The 19,650-nt window shown below is 47.0% G+C and carries 10 protein-coding genes; all 10 read right to left on the reverse strand.

Annotated features, from left to right (window positions below; all coding sequences use genetic code 11):
• Positions 1-31: 31 nt before the first annotated feature.
• Entirely contained in the window at positions 32-1,054 is a 1,023-nt protein-coding gene (locus V7S65_RS27535; protein ID WP_336388905.1) for an NAD(P)H-dependent glycerol-3-phosphate dehydrogenase, read from the reverse strand.
• A gap of 391 nt (positions 1,055-1,445) precedes the next feature.
• Complete coding sequence (locus V7S65_RS27540) at positions 1,446-2,831, reverse strand: efflux RND transporter periplasmic adaptor subunit (protein ID WP_336388904.1); 1,386 nt, start codon at positions 2,829-2,831, stop codon at positions 1,446-1,448.
• A gap of 25 nt (positions 2,832-2,856) precedes the next feature.
• Positions 2,857-4,212, reverse strand: coding sequence for a TolC family protein (locus V7S65_RS27545; protein WP_159454365.1), 1,356 nt, complete (start codon positions 4,210-4,212; stop codon positions 2,857-2,859).
• A 149-nt stretch (positions 4,213-4,361) separates the two neighbouring features.
• The gene (locus V7S65_RS27550) at positions 4,362-5,027 is read right to left on the reverse strand and encodes an ABC transporter ATP-binding protein (RefSeq protein WP_079471258.1); all 666 of its coding nucleotides are present in this window, start codon (positions 5,025-5,027) and stop codon (positions 4,362-4,364) included.
• 80 nt (positions 5,028-5,107) lie between these two features.
• Positions 5,108-7,516 carry an ABC transporter permease gene (locus V7S65_RS27555; protein ID WP_336388903.1) on the reverse strand — a complete coding sequence of 803 codons (2,409 nt, stop codon included), beginning with the start codon at positions 7,514-7,516 and terminating at the stop codon, positions 5,108-5,110.
• A gap of 11 nt (positions 7,517-7,527) precedes the next feature.
• Entirely contained in the window at positions 7,528-9,870 is a 2,343-nt protein-coding gene (locus V7S65_RS27560) for an ABC transporter permease (RefSeq protein ID WP_336388902.1), read from the reverse strand.
• A gap of 58 nt (positions 9,871-9,928) precedes the next feature.
• Positions 9,929-12,325 (reverse strand): ABC transporter permease, encoded by a 2,397-nt coding sequence (locus V7S65_RS27565; RefSeq protein WP_336388901.1) that lies wholly within the window; start codon positions 12,323-12,325, stop codon positions 9,929-9,931.
• 152 nt (positions 12,326-12,477) lie between these two features.
• Positions 12,478-14,865 carry an ABC transporter permease gene (locus tag V7S65_RS27570; protein ID WP_336388900.1) on the reverse strand — a complete coding sequence of 796 codons (2,388 nt, stop codon included), beginning with the start codon at positions 14,863-14,865 and terminating at the stop codon, positions 12,478-12,480.
• Positions 14,866-14,869: 4 nt separating this feature from the next.
• The gene (locus tag V7S65_RS27575; protein ID WP_336388899.1) at positions 14,870-17,227 is read right to left on the reverse strand and encodes an FtsX-like permease family protein; all 2,358 of its coding nucleotides are present in this window, start codon (positions 17,225-17,227) and stop codon (positions 14,870-14,872) included.
• Positions 17,228-17,229: 2 nt separating this feature from the next.
• A complete protein-coding gene (locus V7S65_RS27580; RefSeq protein WP_336388898.1) occupies positions 17,230-19,641 on the reverse strand; it encodes an ABC transporter permease in 2,412 nt (803 codons plus the stop codon).
• Positions 19,642-19,650: the final 9 nt, after the last annotated feature.

Raw genomic sequence — 19,650 nt, forward strand, 5'->3', positions numbered from 1 at the left:
TAGCCTGTCAAGACTAACAGCCGGCCGTTCTTTATATGAAGCCTTTTTCGAGAGACAGGAACGCCTCTGAGGGATGCACCTGCTGCCATAAAATAGCATATACGGCTTCGGCAACCGGCATATACGCCCCTATATTCCTGTTCATTTCATGCATACATTTACTGGCGTAATAACCTTCTGCAATCATATTCAGCTCCAGCTGCGCAGCTTTTACGCTGTACCCCTTCCCGATCATATTACCAAAAGTACGGTTACGGCTATGCAGTGAGTAGCAGGTAACCAGCAAATCGCCCAGGTAGGCGCTGGCGCTGTAGTTATGCACTACCGGCTCCGTTCCGGCTATTATAGCTTTCTGCTCTTCATATTTTTCGAGGAAACTTTGCATTTCCCGGAAGCAGTTGGTAATAAATACACTCAGGAAGTTATCCCCGTATTCCTGTCCGTGTGCAATACCGGCGCCCATTGCATAAATATTTTTGAGTACTGCGGCCAGTTGTACGCCTATTACATCTGTGTTTACAATTGTTTGCAGGTAGCTGCCGGTAAATTTGTCGGCGATAGACTGGGTAGTATCCAGGTGGGCGCCTGAAAAGGTAAGGTACGACAGCTTTTCGCTGGCTACTTCTTCCGCATGGCAGGGGCCTGTAATGGTGAAATACTGGCTGGCCGGTAAATTGAATTGTTTCAGAAGATATTCTCCAATCAGATCGTTGGTACTTGGTACCAGTCCTTTAATAGCAGAAATGACTCTTTTATTGATCAGCGCATCCGCCGGCAACATGCTTAACACATCTTCCAAAAAAGCACTGGGAACAGCCAATACCAGCTCATCACAGGCAGCCACTACTGCTTTCACATCACTACTGAGGCTCAGCAGGCTGGTATCAAAATATACGGAGGTGAGATAATGTTTGTTATGATGCCGTAGCTGCATATGGCGGATGGTATCATCGTTCCTTATCCACCAATGTATATGATGCCCGTTATCAGTCAGTATTTTAGCCAGGGCAGTAGCCCAGCTGCCACTGCCTATAATTCCAATGCTATTGCTCACAATGCAAATTTTTATGCAATGTAATTAAAAAGCAATAAAGCAGTTTTGCGGGCGGGGGATAAAAACAAAGGTTCCTGAACATGACATAGGCGATACTTTGCAGTTGCCTTGCACATGCTTAGGAGATACTTAGGACATGCCTTTAATGTGGAGATAACACGGACTTGATGTGGAGGTGATGTGGACTTGATCGGTAACGTATTGGATATCAATGTGCTATACAGAGTCCGCTTGCGTTTCTTGGAGAGATCTGGCGGAGGAAAATGTTGTATATCAATGTTTTATGCATATCATAAAGATAACCCTGATCAGCGGAAATACCAAAAAAAAAGAGGTTGTATCAAGTAATTTGATACAACCTCTTTGCTTTATATAAAGTTGTGTAACTGCGTTATTTTGCCTGACCTTCAAACAGCTCGGCCTTTGGTACCACCTTTACTTTTTTGCCGTTTTCGAGGTTGCGGGAAATGGCAGTATAAGGGGCGCTGATTACCTGGTCGCCGGCACTGAGGCCGGAAGTGATCTGGATCCAGGCATCGTCCTGCACACCGGTTTTAACGGGTACCATTTTAACGCTGCCATCTTTCTGCAATACAAATACCACCTCGTTTAACACGGGTTTGGTATCGGCAGAAGAACCCGGCGTAGTGTTATCCTGTACCGGCGCTTCTTTCTTTTTATCGCCTTTTGCTTTTGTAGAATCGCCGTCGCGGGTAGTAACGGAGTTAATCGGAATGGCCAGTACATTATTTACATGCCTGGTTTGAATATCCACGCTGGCACTCATACCCGGGCGGAAAGGAAAGGTCTTCTTGTTTTTATCAAGGAGATCCTGGTAGCTTTCCTGCAGGATGCGGATATGTACAATGTAGCTGGTTACCTGCTCTGCAGAGGAGGCGGTGCTTACTGTAGCGGTAGCGGCGCCTTTACTGGAGCTGGCAATTTGTGTTACAATGCCTTTAAACTGACGGCTGTTATACGCATCTACTTCAATGATGGCAGTGTCGCCATATTTTACTTTTGGAATATCGTTTTCACCTACGTCTACCTGTACTTCCATGGTGTTCATATCAGCGATACGCAGCATTTCGGTACCGGTCATTTGTGCGGTACCCACCACGCGTTCTCCTTTCTTTACAGAGAGCAGGGAAACGATACCGCCCATAGGAGCGGAAATAGTGGTACGACCCAGGTTTTTATTGGCTTCATTCAGGTTGGCCTGCGCGCTGGCAACGGCAAACTTGTTTCCGTTGATCTGTTGCACGGCGGCGTTATAGTCTGCCAGGGAAGCGAGATAGGTGGCTTCCGCTGTTTCAAACTCTGACCTGGAGATCACTTTCTGGGCAAGGAGTTCTTTGTTCCTGTTGAAGGCAGCCTTGTTTTGATCAAGACGGGCTTTAAAGGAGTTCAGCGCCGCAGCGGAATTGGCCAGCTGGGCCTGCGACTGGCTCATGGAAGCCGCGGCTTTGTCTACCATCGATCCGTAGATATCTGCGTATATCCGTGCCAGTACCTGTCCTTTTTTCACGGAGTCACCTTCCAGGATGGGCAGGTCTGTGATTTCACCTGAAACGTCGGAGCTTACTTTTACTTCAATTTCAGGATAAATTTTACCGCTGGCGGTAACCACTTCTATAATATTTCTATTAGAAGCATTGTCTACAGCAACTTTAATTCCTTCTTCTTTACCAATAACCCCGGACGCTTTAAGCACCAGGAACAAAATAACGAGTGAACAAAGTATGCCTATGACCCAGTAGAGTTTCTTCTTCTTCATAAAGCAATTTAATTTCCAGGGTTGGCTACAGTGATATTTTCTGGTCCCTGTAGAATTCCAGCAATTTCATTTTAAATATGTAATCGTATTGAGCAAGCACCTTGTTTACCTGCGCATTATACAATTTACTTTGCGTTGTGATATAATCAATGGTGTTCATTAATCCGAGATTGAAGCGTTTGGTGGCAAAATCATACGCTTTCTGGGCCGCCATTACCCCTGTGGCAGATGCGTTATATTTCTGTAAAGCAGCTACTGCATTGGCATGGGCGGTATAAATATCCTGTCTGAGCTTTTGGTGATCCAGGTCACGGATCAGCTCCTGGCTATATATATTTACTTTGGCTTTGGCTACGGTAGTACGTTGCTGCCAGCCATTAAAAATAGGAATGTTAAGTGTTAACCCAAGATTTTTCCTGTAGGTATTGCTGATCTGGTCATGAAACGGCAGCACTTTCGTTTGCGCAATATCTTCATAATAGTTATTGGCGTAGTAAGTACTAAGGCCGCCCCCGATGCTCAGGTTGGGATACAGCTGCGCTTTGGCCGCCTGGTACGCTTTGGTAGCGCTTTTGATCTTCAGTTCGTCCGATTTTACCAGCGGATAGTTGGTTAAAGCGGCGCTGTACACCATTTCCGGCGCCATTTCCTGCAAGGCAGCTAATGGCAGGGAAGAAATATTTTCCGGTACATCCGGTTTAAAAGGAATTTCAAATCCGAGGTTGAGGTATGCCTTCATCTGGAGAATAGCCAGGGTCACATTATTCTGGGCGGTAACCAGGTTGCTGCTGTCCAGCGCCAGCTGCGCTTCGAGGTCGGCCTGGTTGCTTTCCGGTACGGAGCCCGCGATCACCAGTTTCTTGGTGTTATCCAGGTTGGAGTTGGTAAGGCGTACGTTTTCTTCGTTTACTTTCTCCGTTTGGATATTGAGCAGTATCTGCAGGAAGGCGGTGGCTACGTTAAAAGCGAGGTCGTTCCTTGCTTTTTCCAGCAGGAAACTGTTAGCCTGTGCATCCAGTTTGTTCGCGGCAATTGTTTTTTGCTGATAAAACCAGCTGAAAAGGTTCGCCTGCATATTCAGGTTACCGCTGGAGTTAAACACGGTTTGGTTAACATACTGGTTGTCTCCCAGGCTGGCACTTCTACCATCAGTATACCCTCCTGATACTGATCCGCTGAAACCAGGGATCATTTGCAGGCGGCTTTGCTGTAAAGTGAGATCTGCCAGGCGTTTCTGTACTTCCTGTTGTTTAACCGTCAGGTTATTTTGCAGTGCATAATCCACACAACGTTGTAAACTCCACGTATCCTGCGCATCAGCGGATGTTATGTTAGCAAACAATAAAATCAGGATTGCTCCTGCTATTCGGGATATTCTCATAACATTCCAAAAATATAATAATTGTGATGATACTTTTCCACCCTTCTTGATAGAAGGCAAAAATTTAGTAGGTATGGCAGTATACCTCACTAATTGAGCGTACAACATAATCTTTTTTTTACAGAATTCTTAAAACTGATCCGCCTTTATTATGGTTGAATATGTCCATCGCGGATCTGGATAACGCGGTTGCCATAGGTGGCATTCACGTCTGAGTGGGTTACCTGCACAATTGTAATTTTATCCTGTTCGTTCAGGTGTTTAAACAACTGCATGATCACCTTTGCCTGATCGGAATGCAGGTTACCGGTGGGTTCGTCGGCCAGGATCACCCGGGGTTCCGCTACAATAGCGCGGGCAATACCTACCAGCTGTTGCTGTCCGCCGGATAACTGGTTGGGGAACAGATCTTTTTTGGCCACCATGTTAAAGCGGTCCAGCACATCTGCCACCCGGCTTTTTCTTTCTGAAGCAGGTATATTCTTATACAGTAACGGCGTTTCAATATTTTCGTACACGGTTAACTCATCTATCAGGTGATATGCCTGGAACACAAATCCAATGGAGCCCCTGTGCAATTGGGTCCGTTTTTTCTCGTTCATCTTGTCTACACGCTCTCCCTCAAATAAGTACTGTCCTTCGGATGGTTCTTCCAGTAAACCCAAAATATGCAGTAAGGTGGATTTCCCTGAACCGGAAGGTCCCATAATAGATACAAACTCGCCTTCATTGATCGTGAGGTCAATATCTTTCAGGATGTAATTTTTTCCGAATCCTACCGGGTAATGCCTGGAAATTTTCTGCAATTGTATCATGATCGGTAATTTGTTTTTTAATTTACATTGATATTTTCTGCATATCGGCTCAGCAATATAATTAAAAGTAGCTGCTCCGGTTATTCAGATTTTAGTGCGTTGACCGGGTTACTCAAAGCCGCCCGGATCGTTTTTATACTCATAGTAGCCAATGCCAGTATAGCCATCAACCCACCGCCGGCGGCAAACACCCACCAGCTGAGCGGCGTGCGGTAAGCATAGGACGACAACCAATGCTGCATGGCCCACCACGACAACGGAATAGCCAATACGAAAGCAATACCTACCAGCTTCATAAAGTCGCTGGTGAGCAGGGTCACCATCTGCCATACAGAAGCGCCCAATACTTTACGGATACCAATTTCCCGGGTGCGCTGGTTAGTGGTAAAAATAACCAACCCCAATAACCCCAGCGCGCTGATAAAGAATGCCAGTCCCGCACACCAGTTTAAGAGCTGCCCTGTACGTCGTTCTTCTTCATATAAAGCTTCTATACTTTTATCAAGAAAATTATAGCTGAAGGTTTCCCGTGGGTACACTTCCTTCCAGGCTTTCTCCATCTTTTCAAGTGCGTGCTTCCAGACGATACTGTTTTCGCCGGGGGCCCGCAAAAGCACGTGCATGTTGCGGTGTTGTCTTGATGCATCACTGGCGATGGCTAGTGCGGGTATTTCCTTACGGGTGCTGCTGGTGTAAAAGTTTTTTATCACACCTACTACCGGGTGGTTCTGCACCATCTCTCCGATCACATCCTGCGGATTACGGAATCCCAGCGCAGTTACCGCCTTTTCATTTAACACCCATTCTGCAATAGTATCGCTGGTACGCAGGTTTCTGCCCGCCACAAATTTCAGGTCATACAGTTTTGCATAGGCACTGTCGCCATACCGGATCTCCACATTCTTGTTAATCTCTTTATCTCCTTTATGATACCGGAAGGTGCTGCTTATAAAGCCCCTGAATAAAGGCGGCATTCCTCCCTGGCTTACCATCGCAATTTCCGGAATGGCCGACCATTTTTCCTGAAGGGTGTTACGCTGACTGGCGCCATCGCCGCGAAAAGGAGTACGTACCGTTACCACGGCATCTTTCCGGAAGCCGGGATCGCGGCTCAGCGAAAAGTGCACCTGTTTGCTCACGATGATGGTAGCTATGATAAACACCTGCGCTACCACGAACTGCGAAACCGTTAAGGTTTTACGCAGCCATAATTTTCCTGCGGCCGACTGCACCTGTGTTTTTAATACCGCTACCGGCTCAAACCTGGCCAGCACCATTGCCGGGTAAATACCTGCCAGCAGCGTAATGGCGATACACAGTCCGGCCAGGAACAGCGCTGTTTGCCAGCTGTACAGGGCCATCGCCGTTAAACCAACGGGTAAAAAAGAGTGGAATGACACTATCAGCAAAGGCGTGATCAATGCAGACAGGATGCATGCCAGCAAAGTAAGCAGCAACGTTTCACTGAGGAATTGGGTGATCAGCTGCGGGAAACTGCTTCCCAGCGATTTGCGGATACCGGTTTCCCTGGCCCTGCGGGCGGCCTGGGCGGTAGTAAGATTAATAAAGTTGATCCCCGCCAACAGCAACAACGCCAATGCTACGCCACCCAGCGCATATAACCGGGTTAAGCTGGCCGGCCGGCCCTGTGCCGTATAATCTTTATTGAAATGAATATCGCGCAGCGCCTGCAAATGCAGGGTGGTTTTGGTATAATCATCTACCCGGTGCTCATCTTTCAGTTTTGTGAGCTGCGCAGTTACTTTCGGTACATTGGCCGATGCATTTAGTTTTACGAGTAGCTGTGAACTGGCATTCACACTATTCCACTGGTCGAGGCTATACATTTCTTTTAACCCGTTGCTCTGCAGCGTAGCCAGCGAAATGAATTCTTTGTTGGCAAAATCAGTAGGATGCTGCAGATTGGCCACTATACCGCTTACGGTTGTACGAATAGTATCGTCATAAATAATTTCCTTTCCCAGTATTGCCTCCGCAGATAACCCCGGGAAATAAGCCGCTGCCCTCTCCGAGGTTAACACCACTTTAAAAGGTTGCCGCAGCGAGGTTTCAGGAGATCCTGCCAACCACTGATGCGGGATAAGGCTGAAGTAATTTTTATCTGCATAAATAATATCCTTTCCGTTCTTAAAATCCTTTCCGTTAACGGTAATCCTGCCGGTGATGTCATTCTCAAAAAACGGCGCTACTGTTTCGGCGGCAGGAATATAATTTGCCACCATGCCCGCTACCGGCGCGGCAATGCCCGAATTTTTAATGATATCGCCGTTGAAATCAATTTCCGTCACCACCCGGTAAATATGGTCGCCATCCTTTTCAAACCGGTCGAAACTGTTTTCATAATGTACCACCAGGTACACCATCAATGCCGCGCTGATGCCTACTACCAGCCCCATGATATTGATTATGGAGAAGGCTTTGTTGCGCCAGATGTTTCTGAAAGATACCAGTAGAAAATTCTTTAGCATGATACAAGTGTTTATTCTGATCTCAGACTTTTAACCGGGTTCATTAATGCTGCTTTTACCGACTGTAAACTCACCGTGAGCAAGGCTATTACAATAGCGATAGCACCTGCCAGCAGGAAAGTACCTGCATGTAAACGGGTATGATAAGCAAAGCCTTCCAGCCATTGATGCATGGCATACCAGGCAAACGGGGACGCGATACAAAGCGATATCAGCACCAGCTTAATAAAATCTTTCGACAGCAAGGCCACCACACTGGTGGCGGATGCGCCCAACACCTTGCGGATGCCCACTTCGCGGGTACGTTGTTCTGCGGTAAACGCAGCCAGTCCCAGTAAACCAAGACAAGAAACAAGGATAATAACGATAGAAAAGGTTGATAAAATGGTACCGGTTCTGAATTCCGATTTATATAATCCGTTAAAGTCTTCGTCCATAAAATGATACGCGAAAGGCACTGCGGGCAGATAATCTTTCCAGATGCGTTCTATTCCCGCTATTACCTGTTGCTGGTTATCCCCGGAAATTTTAACGAGGATTTCCCCAAACCATTCATATTCCGGGAAAACAACGATGGGTTCTATTTTGCTTTTCATAGAAGCAAAGTGAAAATCTTTCATCACGCCTTTAATTGTTCCGGCGCGGCCATTCATCACCATCCGCTTTCCTGTTGCGGTTTCGGCTGTCCAGCCCAGTTGCTTTACCGCGGTTTCGTTGAGAAAGAAGTGGTATACCCGGTCTTTATCTTCTTTTAAAACATCCTGTATATCTGCATTGGTTAAGTTTGCGCCGGCCAGCAATGAAATCCCCATTGTTTGCAGGTAATCTTTCTCTACAGGGATAGCGGTAATATTCATGCTATAGTCCGCCGGTTTTCCTTCCAGGTTGCCAATCGTATATCCACCACCTACCGATACCGGTGAGTCGTAGGATGCGCTTACGTATTTTACACCTGATTGTTGCAACAGCCTGCCTTTAAACGTTTCCAGCATCTGCCGGTTAAAGTTTTCTCCCGACAGCACCAATACCTGCGACCTGTCCAGTCCTATTTTCTTATGCTGGATATATTTCAGCTGGTTGCTCACCACCAGTGTGCAGATAATAAAAAACACCGAAGCCGCAAACTGAAACACTACCAGGCTTTTACGGATGCTGCCGCCCGAACCATGCATCACCCTTCCCTTTAATACCTGTACCGGCCGGAAGCCCGACAGGAACAGGGCCGGATAAGTACCTGCAAAAAAAGTAGTACAAAGAAAAATACCGGCCAGCCATAGGTAGATGTGGTAGCTGCCCAGTCCGAGCTTCAGGGTAGTACCGGCCATGTTGTTAAATGCCGGCAGCAGTACCAAAGCAATCATTATTCCCAGTACCATCGCGCAAAAGGAGATCAGCGTAGACTCTGCAATGAACTGCCAGAACAGCTGTCCGCGTACTGCGCCCAGGGCTTTCCGCACACCGATTTCGCGGCCTCTTTCCGCAGAACGGGCCGTGGCCAGGTTCATAAAGTTGATGCACGCAATCAGCAACAACAACGCTGCGATGATGGTGAGAATATAATTATAGCGGATATCCCCGCCTGGTTCTGTTGAATTAAGGGAGATAGAATGGAGATGGATACCGGGTACAGATTCCGGCACAAAACCAAACGTAACGCCACTCCTGGTAGCATTGCCCATCTGTTCTTTTACCAGGTTGGTTAACCTGCCTTGCAGCGCGCTGGCAGTAGTGTTGCTTGCCAGTTGTATGTACGTATAATCATTCGCCGAATTCCAGGTATCGTTTTTACCCAGCGAAGCATAGCTGGCTATAAAGTCAAACTTCAGGTGGGTGTTCGCAGGAGGATCTATTGCCACACCGGTTACCTGGTATTCCTTTCTGTTATTAATCTTTAGCGTTTTACCTACTATATCAGTAGTTCCAAAGTACTTCCTGGCCATCGTTTCAGACAGCACTATCATATTGGGGCCACTCAACACAGTAGCTGCATTTCCCGCTATCAGCGGGAAAGAAAACATGTTGAAAAAAGCGGGATCTGCGTAAAGAAAGCTATTCTCGTTCATTACCTTATCCCCGTAGGCCACCGTGGTAGCCGAAGGATAAACCCTGGAGATGTATTTCACTTCCGGGAAATCTTTCATCACCGGCGCCAGTCCGCCCGGCGTGAGGGCGGTGTGAGTCACCGGCTGGTCCTTTTCGCCATAGTCGAGACGGATACGGTACAACTCCGCCGCATGCGCGTGGAACTGATCATACGTCCATTCGTTCCGGAGGTACAGCGCAAGCAGTATGAAACAGGCAATGCCCGCAGAAAGCCCGGTGATATTGATCGCCGAATACAACTTGCGTTTCATCAGATTTCTTACGGCCGTTTTCAAGTAATTGCGCCACATCATAGGTGATATTTTAACGTTAATCCCTGGTTAAACTGTTTACGGGGTTTGCCAGCGCTGCTTTCACCGACTGCAAGCTCACGGTTAAAAAAGCAATGCATACCGCCAGCAGCCCTGCTACCCCGAATACCCACCAATGAATGGTGGTATGGTATTCAAACCCTTCCAGCCAGCGGTGCATGAAATACCAGGCTGCCGGGGTGGCTATCAATACTGCCACAAGTACCAGGCGGAGAAAATCTTTCGACAACAACAGCACTATACCGCTCACAGATGCTCCCAATACTTTGCGGATACCGATTTCTTTTTTACGGTGCGCCATCACCAGCACGGCAATTGCAAATAATCCCATGCAGGAAATGATCACGGCGAGAACAGCGCCACTCATAAATATCTTTGAAAACCGTTGTTCCTGTCTGTATAACCGTTGTGCATTTTCATCGAGGAAAGAAGGATCGCTTTCTGCCAGTTCATTAATGCCTTTCCAGAGCGTGGTGATCTTTTTCAGTGAGGCTACCGGGTTGTGGGTTTCCACTTTTACGAAGATATAGTTCAGGGGAGCGTTCATGATCATCACCAGCGGATCAATTTTCTTGTGTAACGATTCAAAGTGATAATCCTTTACCATGCCAATCACATGTACCGGCGGCTCATCGTCGCTCATCCGGAAAGTTATGCCTACCGGGTCTGTTACGCCCAGTTGCTTCGCCATCAGTTCATTGATTACTACGGCACTGCTGTCTGTTCCGTATTCCCGGGAGAAATCGCGGCCGGATAATATTTTGAGGTCCAGCGTTTTGGCGTAGTCGTAATCTACTGCGAGACATTGCGTGGAAACGTGGCGGTCTTTATACATGAAGCCCCGGGTCCAGTTACCGGAAGAGCCGTCTTTTCCCATGCCGAGGTTTAACATGCTGCCGCTCACGCTTCTTACCTCACCCATTTCGGCGAGCCTGTTTTTCATGGTAGTGATATCTGAAGGCGTGGCATTATCAAGCGGGATACTGATCACCTGGGAAGAATTATATCCTAACGGGGCCGACTGTATGAAATTAAGTTGTTGCCAGATGATGGACGTGCAACTGATCAGTACTACTGCCACCATAAACTGTACAACAATAAGCCCGTTGCGGACTCCACTGCTTTTACCCATACCCAGCTTGCCTTTCAGCACCTGCAGGATATTGAGCCGCGCTACTTTCCAGGCCGGGTAACCACCCGCCAGTAACGTGATCAGGAAGAAGCCGGCAACAGTGCCGGTTACTACCCATATATTACGGAATACACTCAGCGCAATATGATGTCCGAACACCTGGTTGTAATAAGGCAGCAGGAGGATCATCAGACCCAGGCTCAGTACCAACGCAAAGCAGCACAACAGGAACGCTTCTGCCCAGAACTGCAGCAGCAGTTGACCATTCTGCGCACCGAGGGATTTCCGCAAACCTATTTCACCACTGCGGGCAAAGGATCTGGCTATAGAGAGATTGATAAAGTTGATAGCGGCAATACCGATAATCAGCGTAGCAAGGATGATCATCAGCCAGGGATAAAATTTATTCAGGCCACTGTAAAAAGAGCTGTCTGCGTCCAGGTGGAAATCTTTCAGCGGAAGTCCTTTCAGGTAAAATACGTTTTTAACGCCCCCTGCGTTCTTTTGCAGGTCTTCTATCTTCCCTTTATAATATTTGTTCACCACCACGTTCATATTTTTCTCGAAAGAAGTTTTACTAACGCCCGGTTCCAGCTGAACAAACAAAGGAAAATTTGATGCGCTCCAATCGTTTTTGGTGGTATTATATTCGGGTTCATTTTCAAACCGTGTGAGCAACTCGAAATACATCCCTGAGTTATCGGGAATATCGGCGGCTATTGCGCTTACAATGAAAGGCTGCCATTTACCATTCAGGTTCAGTTCCACAGTTTTGCCTACCCCATCGGTATCTTTAAACAGGATCCCCGAAGCGCGCTTTGTGAGCACTACCTGGTTCAGCTGCTGTAATGCACTATTCTTATCTCCCTTAATCACCGGGAAGGTAAACATCTTCAAAAAATCCTTGTCTACCATTTGCGCACCCAGGTAGTAATGATTGGCGCCATATCTTACCGGCACATTATACCCGGCTATAAACGTGATACCTTTTACGCCCGGCACCTCTTTCTGCAAAGCCACTGCCAGTGGTTTCGACATACTGGAACCTGTTTTCACCTGGCCGCCGGTGTCTTCAATACCAATCAGCTGGTATATATCTTTCCCATTCTCATGAAAATTATCGTAGGTCCATTCCCGGTATGCAGTAAGAGACAAAAGTAATGCGGCACACAATGCGGTACTCATTCCCACAATGTTAACGGCGGCGAACACTTTTTGTTTCCGCAAATTTCTCCAGGCAATCTTTAAGTAACTCTTTAACATACGGCTATATTTAAAGTGATAAAAAATAAAAGCAGGGCGTGTAGACACACACTCTGATTTGCTGTTCACTTGTTATTCTATCTTTAATGCGTTTACCGGGTTCCTGATGGCGGCTTTCACGGCAAATTTTATGTAATTGAATAGTAGCATAGTCAATCGTTTCTCAGGTTATCTGCCGGATTCACTTCAATAGCTCTCCAGGTTTGTGAAAAAATGGTGACCAGTGCCAGGAATACCAGGAATAAAAAGCTTCCCAGCATTGCCAAAATGCCCGTGCTTACCCGGTAAGCAAATATCTGCAGGAAAAGCAGGCTACTGATATATCCCAGTGGCAGGGCAATACATCCCGCTATGACGATTAACTTTATGTAGTTTTTAGACAAAAGCATTAACAGCCCTGCCGCACTGGCGCCCAGTACTTTGCGGATAGCGATTTCTTTTCTGCGGGTAAAAGAGGTATAGGCTACAATGCCCAGCAGTCCTAATGCAGCTATCAAAGTGGTAATGAACACCAGGAAACCCAGCATGGAAACCACCTCTCTTCCGTCGCGGCTACCTAGCTGCTCATCCATCCATTCCGAGGTAAATATTTCCCCGGGATGCATAGCGGTCCATATTTTCTTCACGTCTGCCACCTGCTGTTCTTTATCTCCTTTCAGCATTGCTAACTGCAGCTGATGGAATTCGGCAGGCACAAAACGGATCGCCATCGGGCGGATATTTACCTCTATCGGCTGGAAGTTGAAATCTTTTACTACGCCAATGATACTTACAGGCAGGGAATCGGACAGGAACAAGGTTCTTCCGATAGCGTCTGCAGGAGATTTTATACCCATTACGCTGACCGCCTTTTCGTTGATAATAATATATTGTTCTTTTTCAGCAGAAGCGGATTCGGGGAAAGTAGTGCCAGCCAGCAATCTCAGGTGCATTACTTTGAGGAAGTCCGCATCCCCGGCGTAGTAACCAAATTCCATTCTATCCTTGCTCTCACCAGTGCGGATAACGCAAAAGTTACAATGTCTTGGCATTCCTAATGTTCCGGAACTGGCAGTGGCTGTTCCCACATCCTTCAATTGCAGCATCCGCTCCTTCATCCGTTGGAAATCCGCATCCGCCAGCGGTACATTCAGGATATCTTTACGATAGAAGCCCATGTCCTTAATGGCTTTATAATGGAATTGCCGATACACTGTTACCAGGAAGATAATGGCGGTTAACGACAGGGAAAACTGGATGACGATGAGTGTTTTTCTTAATCCCAGTCCGCCAAACAGTTTAATATCGATGAGGTTCTTTAATACCTTAGCCGGCTGAAAGGCAGATAGGGCCCATGCGGGAACAGCGCCTGCCACTATACCAATGACGATGCTGAACAAAAGGAATAGCATAAGCAACCGGGGCTCCAGCAGATTATTGTCGGGAACCGGTAAGCCCCTGAAATGCGTGGACTGCATCAGCAACAGCAATAAAACCGCCATGATCAGCGATAATATACACATGATCACAGATTCCGTAATAAACTGTAAAAATATCTGCCAGCGTTGCGCGCCATTTACTTTCCGCACGCCTACTTCTTTGGCCCGCTGTAAAGAACGCACAATGGATAAATTGGTGTAGTTAAAACAGGCGCAGATAATCAGGCCCAGGGCCACGCCTATTTCCGCCAGTATTTTGCCCCAGGGCGGCGTACCGCCGATGTCGTCCACCAGCTCCTGCGATGGTGTGATTTTGCTAAGCGCCTGTGGCTCAAAAGCCATGCTGCCCTGCCCTTTCTGTACCAGTCCGTCGTAGCGGTGGGCCTGGTCTTTCAGGGCAGATTCCAATGCCGATAACTTTTCGCCGCGGCGCATCACCACATAGGTATAGCTGCTTTGTACCTGGTCCCAGTTATTCAGTTTGTCCGGCAATACTTTACTTTGTTCCAGTAAAGGCACAGACGACATCGCCGCAAAGGCTTCGTAATCGATATGTGATTTGGAGGGTGCAGGTTCCATTACCCCGCTAACGATAAAGCTGCCAAAGCGATCGAACTGGATTACTTTTCCCATCGGATCATTGGTGCCAAAAAAGCGTTGGGCCGTTTCTGCCGTAAGGACTATGCTGTTGGGAGTAACTAACGCTGTGCGGGGATCACCTGCGGCCAGTTTAAAGCCAAACACCTCAAAAAAGGAAGGCGTGGCAAATGCCCCGCTGATATAGATCTTCTTCTTATCTATTTTCCCTTCTCCATTCAAAACACCATATAAAGTAGCCTCATTTTCAACGGCAGCATAATTATTTTTCAACGCTGTACCCATTGGCAAGGGCACACTGGCCATATGATATTTTCTTCCATCCGGCGTTTGTGCATGGGTAGTGATTCTCCAGGTGCGCGAAGCAGCAGGATGAAAATTATCGTAACTGAAATTTTCCCTGACGGAGATCAATACGATCAGGCATACCGTCATACTCACCGCCAGCCCGGCTATGTTGATAAAGGTAAACAACCTTTGCCGCTGCAGATTTCTGAATGCTATGACGATATAACGCTTGAACATAAAATTATTCGGCTTTTAAAGATTTTACAGGATTGGCCATAGCGGCCTTCACCGACTGGAAACTTACCGTTGCCAGCGCTATCACCACTGCCAGCACACCGGCAATGATAAAGATCCAGGCAGATAAATTTGTATGATACGCAAACCCGGATAACCAGTTATTCATCATGTACCAGCTGATAGGCGTGGCCAGTAAGATACCAATGATCACCAGGGTCAGGAATTCTTTTGAAAGCAAACGGGTAACGTTCATTACAGAAGCGCCCAAAACTTTGCGGATACCAATTTCCTTTTTGCGCTGCTCGGCAGTAAAAACGGATAATCCAAATAACCCCAGGCAGGAAATCAGGACCGCTACCACCGCAAATACCTGCGCCAGTTTACGCAACATCGTTTCCGACCTGTACATGTTATCAAAAGTTTCATCAAGGAAATGGTAATCTACCGGGTAGCCGGCGTTCAGTGTATTGAACACTTTTTCCACAGCGGCCACCTGGCTGGATACCTCTCCCTTTGCCAGGCGGATCATCATATAACCGTTATCCTTCGGTTCCAGCATCATCACCATCGATGAAATATTTTCCCGCATAGAAGCAAAATGATAATCCTTTACCACGCCGATAATTGTTCCTTTTCCTTTCCAGAAACTGATCTGTTTTCCTAACGGGTGTTTCATGCCCATTACACGGGCGGCTGTTTCATTGATGATATAAGCGCCGGAGTCTGAAGCAAAATCACGGGAGAAATCGCGGCCTTCCTTCATCGTCATTCCCATAGTGGAAACATAATCGTATCCCACCTGTTGCGGCGCGGTATTCACAATCAGCTTATCGGGTTTTCCTTCCCAGCCCAGGTCGGCACTTGTACCGCTAATAGACAGTGGCAGGAAACTGTTGTAGGTAAACGACTTTACCTGCGGCAGCTGCGCCAGCGATTGCTCAATAGCGTTCTGGTTAGCCGAAAAGCCCTCATCCAGCTCTATATACATTACATTTTCCTTGTCAACCCCCAGGTTACGGTGGTAGATATACTGCATCTGGTTGTAGATCACTACGCTGCTCACAATAAAAATGAAAGAGAGTACAAACTGCAGCACCACCAGGTTTTTCCGGAACAGGGAAGCGCCGCTGCCGCTGCTCAGGTCACCTTTCAATACCTTCACCGGCAGGAAACGCGACAATACAAAAGCAGGGTAACTGCCAGCCAGCAAGCCGGTCACCAGTATTACACCCAGTATCCCTAACAGGTATTTAAGGGTAACAGGCAACGTAAACGTGATATGTTTGCCTGTAAAGTTATTGAACGCCGGCATCAGCAGGTATACTATTGCTGCCGCAGTAACGGCTGCAATAGCGCACATCAGGATCGCTTCCCCGGTAAACTGCAGCATCAGTGAAAGCCTGGAGGCACCCATTGATTTACGTACACCTACTTCCCGGGCTCTTTTGGAAGCCTGTGCCGTGGATAGGTTCATGAAGTTGATACAGGCTATAGCGAGTACAATAAGTGCCGTAATAAAAAACAAACGCACATATTCAATTCTTCCGCCGGCTACTTTTCCATTTTCATATTTTTCATGCAGATAGATGTCCAGGAAAGGTTGCAGCCATACGTCGTTCTTATTGCCGGGGTTAAGTTTAGCGTAGTGTTGCTGCATCTTTGCAGTGAGACGGGAAATATCCGTACCGGGTTTTATCACCATGTAATTATAAATGCTATAACTACCTGGTTTCAGTAGCCAGGGATCTTGCTGCAGGGTAAGCGCAAAGGGCAGGATAAAGTCAAACTGAATGGATGACGCAGCGGGTACATCTTTCACGATAGCCGTTACCTGTAATGCACTGTTCTTTTCCACGTTAATGATCTTTCCTACCAGGTCGGTGGTACCGTAATATTTTTTTGCAAATGATTCAGTCAGTACAATGGATTTGGGTTGCGTCAGCGCGGAATGTTTATCTCCGGCTACTACCGGAAAATCCATCTCTTCCAGCAGGTTAGACGTGGCGTATATATAATTTTTTTCCAGACCGGATTTCTGCGCGGTTTTAAACAACATATTGCTATAAGTCGTGCGCACTTTCACGTTCGCCGTTATCTCCGGGAAATTATCTTTCAGATCATCTGCCAGTACAACAGGTGTAGCCGTCATGGTACGTATACCACCCCAGTCGACATTCGCCTGCAGCCGGTAAATATTCTTCCCGTTTGAATGGAACTTATCAATACTGTATTCATCCAGTACCCAGCAGAGAATAAACATGCACACCGCCATGCCAAAGGCCAGCCCCGCGATATTCACGGCAGCGAAAAACCGGCTTCTTTTCAGACTCCTCCAGGCAATGCGGAAATAGTTCTTAATCATGTTTATTCAGATCTAAGTGATTTAACCGGATTCATTAATGCCGCTCTTACAGATTGCAAGCTGACGGTACACAATGCTATCAGCACTACCACAACGGCAGTGAGTAAAAACACCCACCACTCAACGTGTACCCGGAAAGCAAAGTTCTGCAGCCATTTTTCCATACCGTACCAGGCTATGGGAGAAGCAATGCAGATACCTATCAAAACCAGTTTGAGAAAGTCTTTCGATAACAACAATGAAATATTGGCAACAGAAGCACCCAGCACTTTGCGGATGCCGATCTCTTTGGTACGCTGCCGGGAAATAAGCATAGACAACCCCAGCAGGCCCATACAGGCTATAAAGATGGCGAGGCCGGAGAAGATACCGAATAATTTGCCCAGTGTACGTTCAGAGGCATACTTCGACTGTATATCAGCTTCCACAAAGGTGAAATTAAATGGTACATCCGGGACGATGCTGTTCCATGCGGCTTCCACGCGTTTTAATACCGCCTTCTGATCGCCGGCGGCAAGCCGCAGTGTAATGATAGCTACCTCTTCCTGCCTTACCATGTAAATGATAGGATCTACCGCCGATTGCAGTGAGCGGAGGTTAAAATCTTCCACTACTCCTATAATGGTGCCGTGCCTGCTCATATAGCCTGGTCGCCATTCAATCCGTTTACCCACGGCATCATCTTTAAATCCAAACTGCCGTGCGGCGGCCTGGTTTATGATATAGGCATCAGACGAATCAGTGGCCAGCGCCGGGTTAAAATCACGTCCGGATACCAGTTTGATACCGGTTGTTTTAAGCAGGTCAAAATCCGATTGAATGATCCCCGCTACGAAACCTTCTTTGTCATCTTCACCCTCACGTACTACCGGGTTATTATTAAACACGCCACTGCCCATTAAAAAGTTATGCATGGAAGCCTGCTGCACACCCGACTGGTTTAAGAAAGAAGATTTCAGCAGTGCAACTTTAGCGCTGCCATCCACGCCGGACAGGTATATATTTACGAGGTGCTCTTTGTCGAATCCGAGGTTCTTTGTTTGCCAGTAACGAAGCTGGGAAAATACCACTACCGTGGAAATGATCAGCGCTACGGCTACCGCAAATTGCGCCACTACCAATCCACGACGTATCAGCACACGGGAACCGGAAGTAATAAAATTGCCTTTCAATACGCGTACCGGTATCAAACCAGACAGGTAAAGCGCAGGATAGCTGCCGGCTACCAGGCCAACAACCAGTACCAGCAATAATAAACCAGCATATAAAAAACTATCTGCGGAAGAAAGTAATAACAGTTCTTTACCTGTAATGGTATTAAACAGCGGCATTACCAAGCCCACCAGCAAAATAGCCAGCACAAAAGAAATGATACTGATCACCAGTGATTCTGTGAGAAATTGCATGACAAGGCTCTTTCTTTCAGCGCCCAACACTTTACGTAATCCTACTTCCTTTGCTCTTTCATGGGCCCGTGCAGTGGTGAGGTTCATAAAGTTGATACAGGCAATCAGGATCAGGAAAACGGCTATAGCAATGTATAACCAGATCAACGGAGAATTATCCACTCCTTTGTCGCCTTCCGGGTGCAGGTGTACATTTTGAATAGGTTGTAATTCCAGTGCAAACTGTATATTATGCCGCTTCAATATTCCACCAATATGAGTGGATACAAAAGCTTTTAATTCTTTGGTGAGTTTATCAGGATCTGTATGATCGGCCAGCTGCACATAGGTAACATTGTTGCCGAACATGAACCACTGGTTTTCCACGTCGTTTCCCGCTTTTAATCCTTCTTTAAGCATTGTGGAAAACGACATGATCATCGTCATGCGAAGATCTGTATTAGCCGGAAAGTCCTTTGCCACGCCGGTTACCGCGCAGCTGTAGCCATTCCCTACCTTTATCAGTTTACCAATGGGCGATTCATTTCCGAAGTATTTTTTTGCAGCAGATTCGGTTAATACAATGGAATAAGGTTCTTTTAAAACAGTAGCAGGATTTCCTTCCAGCAAAGGAAAATTGAATACCCGGAAGAAAGGCTCATCGGCAAAGGCCGTATTTTCTTCCCAGATTCTTTTATCTCCCGCAGTATAAAGCGTACTCCCCGGTGCGAAAATGCGCACGGATTCTTTTATACTGCTGATATCTTTTTTCAGATTGGGGCCAATGGGAAACTGGGTAGCGGCGCCGTACTCTGTATTACCGGTTGGGCGGGTGCTTTGAGTTGTAACGCGATAAAGGTTATCTGCATTACGGTGGAACCTGTCAAAACCCAGCTCATCGCGCACATACAGCGTAATCAGTATACAACAGGCCATGCCCACAGCCAGCCCGGAGATGTTGATCACCGTAATGAACTTATGGCGCTGCAAATGGCGGACAGCAATTTTGAAATAGTTCCGAAACATCATGATGTGGTT

This window comes from Chitinophaga sp. CCNWYY40, from assembly GCF_037483205.1.
Lineage (GTDB): Bacteria > Bacteroidota > Bacteroidia > Chitinophagales > Chitinophagaceae > Chitinophaga > Chitinophaga ginsengisegetis.

Excerpts from the sequence above, each read along its gene's own strand:
- V7S65_RS27565 (WP_336388901.1), bottom strand. The coding sequence starts at position 12,325 with ATGTTAAAGAGTTACTTAAAGATTGCCTGGAGAAATTTGCGGAAACAA.
- V7S65_RS27570 (WP_336388900.1), bottom strand. The coding sequence starts at position 14,865 with ATGTTCAAGCGTTATATCGTCATAGCATTCAGAAATCTGCAGCGGCAA.
- V7S65_RS27580 (WP_336388898.1), bottom strand. The coding sequence starts at position 19,641 with ATGATGTTTCGGAACTATTTCAAAATTGCTGTCCGCCATTTGCAGCGC.
- V7S65_RS27555 (WP_336388903.1), bottom strand. The coding sequence starts at position 7,516 with ATGCTAAAGAATTTTCTACTGGTATCTTTCAGAAACATCTGGCGCAAC.
- V7S65_RS27540 (WP_336388904.1), bottom strand. The coding sequence starts at position 2,831 with ATGAAGAAGAAGAAACTCTACTGGGTCATAGGCATACTTTGTTCACTC.
- V7S65_RS27545 (WP_159454365.1), bottom strand. The coding sequence starts at position 4,212 with ATGAGAATATCCCGAATAGCAGGAGCAATCCTGATTTTATTGTTTGCT.
- V7S65_RS27550 (WP_079471258.1), bottom strand. The coding sequence starts at position 5,027 with ATGATACAATTGCAGAAAATTTCCAGGCATTACCCGGTAGGATTCGGA.
- V7S65_RS27560 (WP_336388902.1), bottom strand. The coding sequence starts at position 9,870 with ATGAAACGCAAGTTGTATTCGGCGATCAATATCACCGGGCTTTCTGCG.
- V7S65_RS27575 (WP_336388899.1), bottom strand. The coding sequence starts at position 17,227 with ATGATTAAGAACTATTTCCGCATTGCCTGGAGGAGTCTGAAAAGAAGC.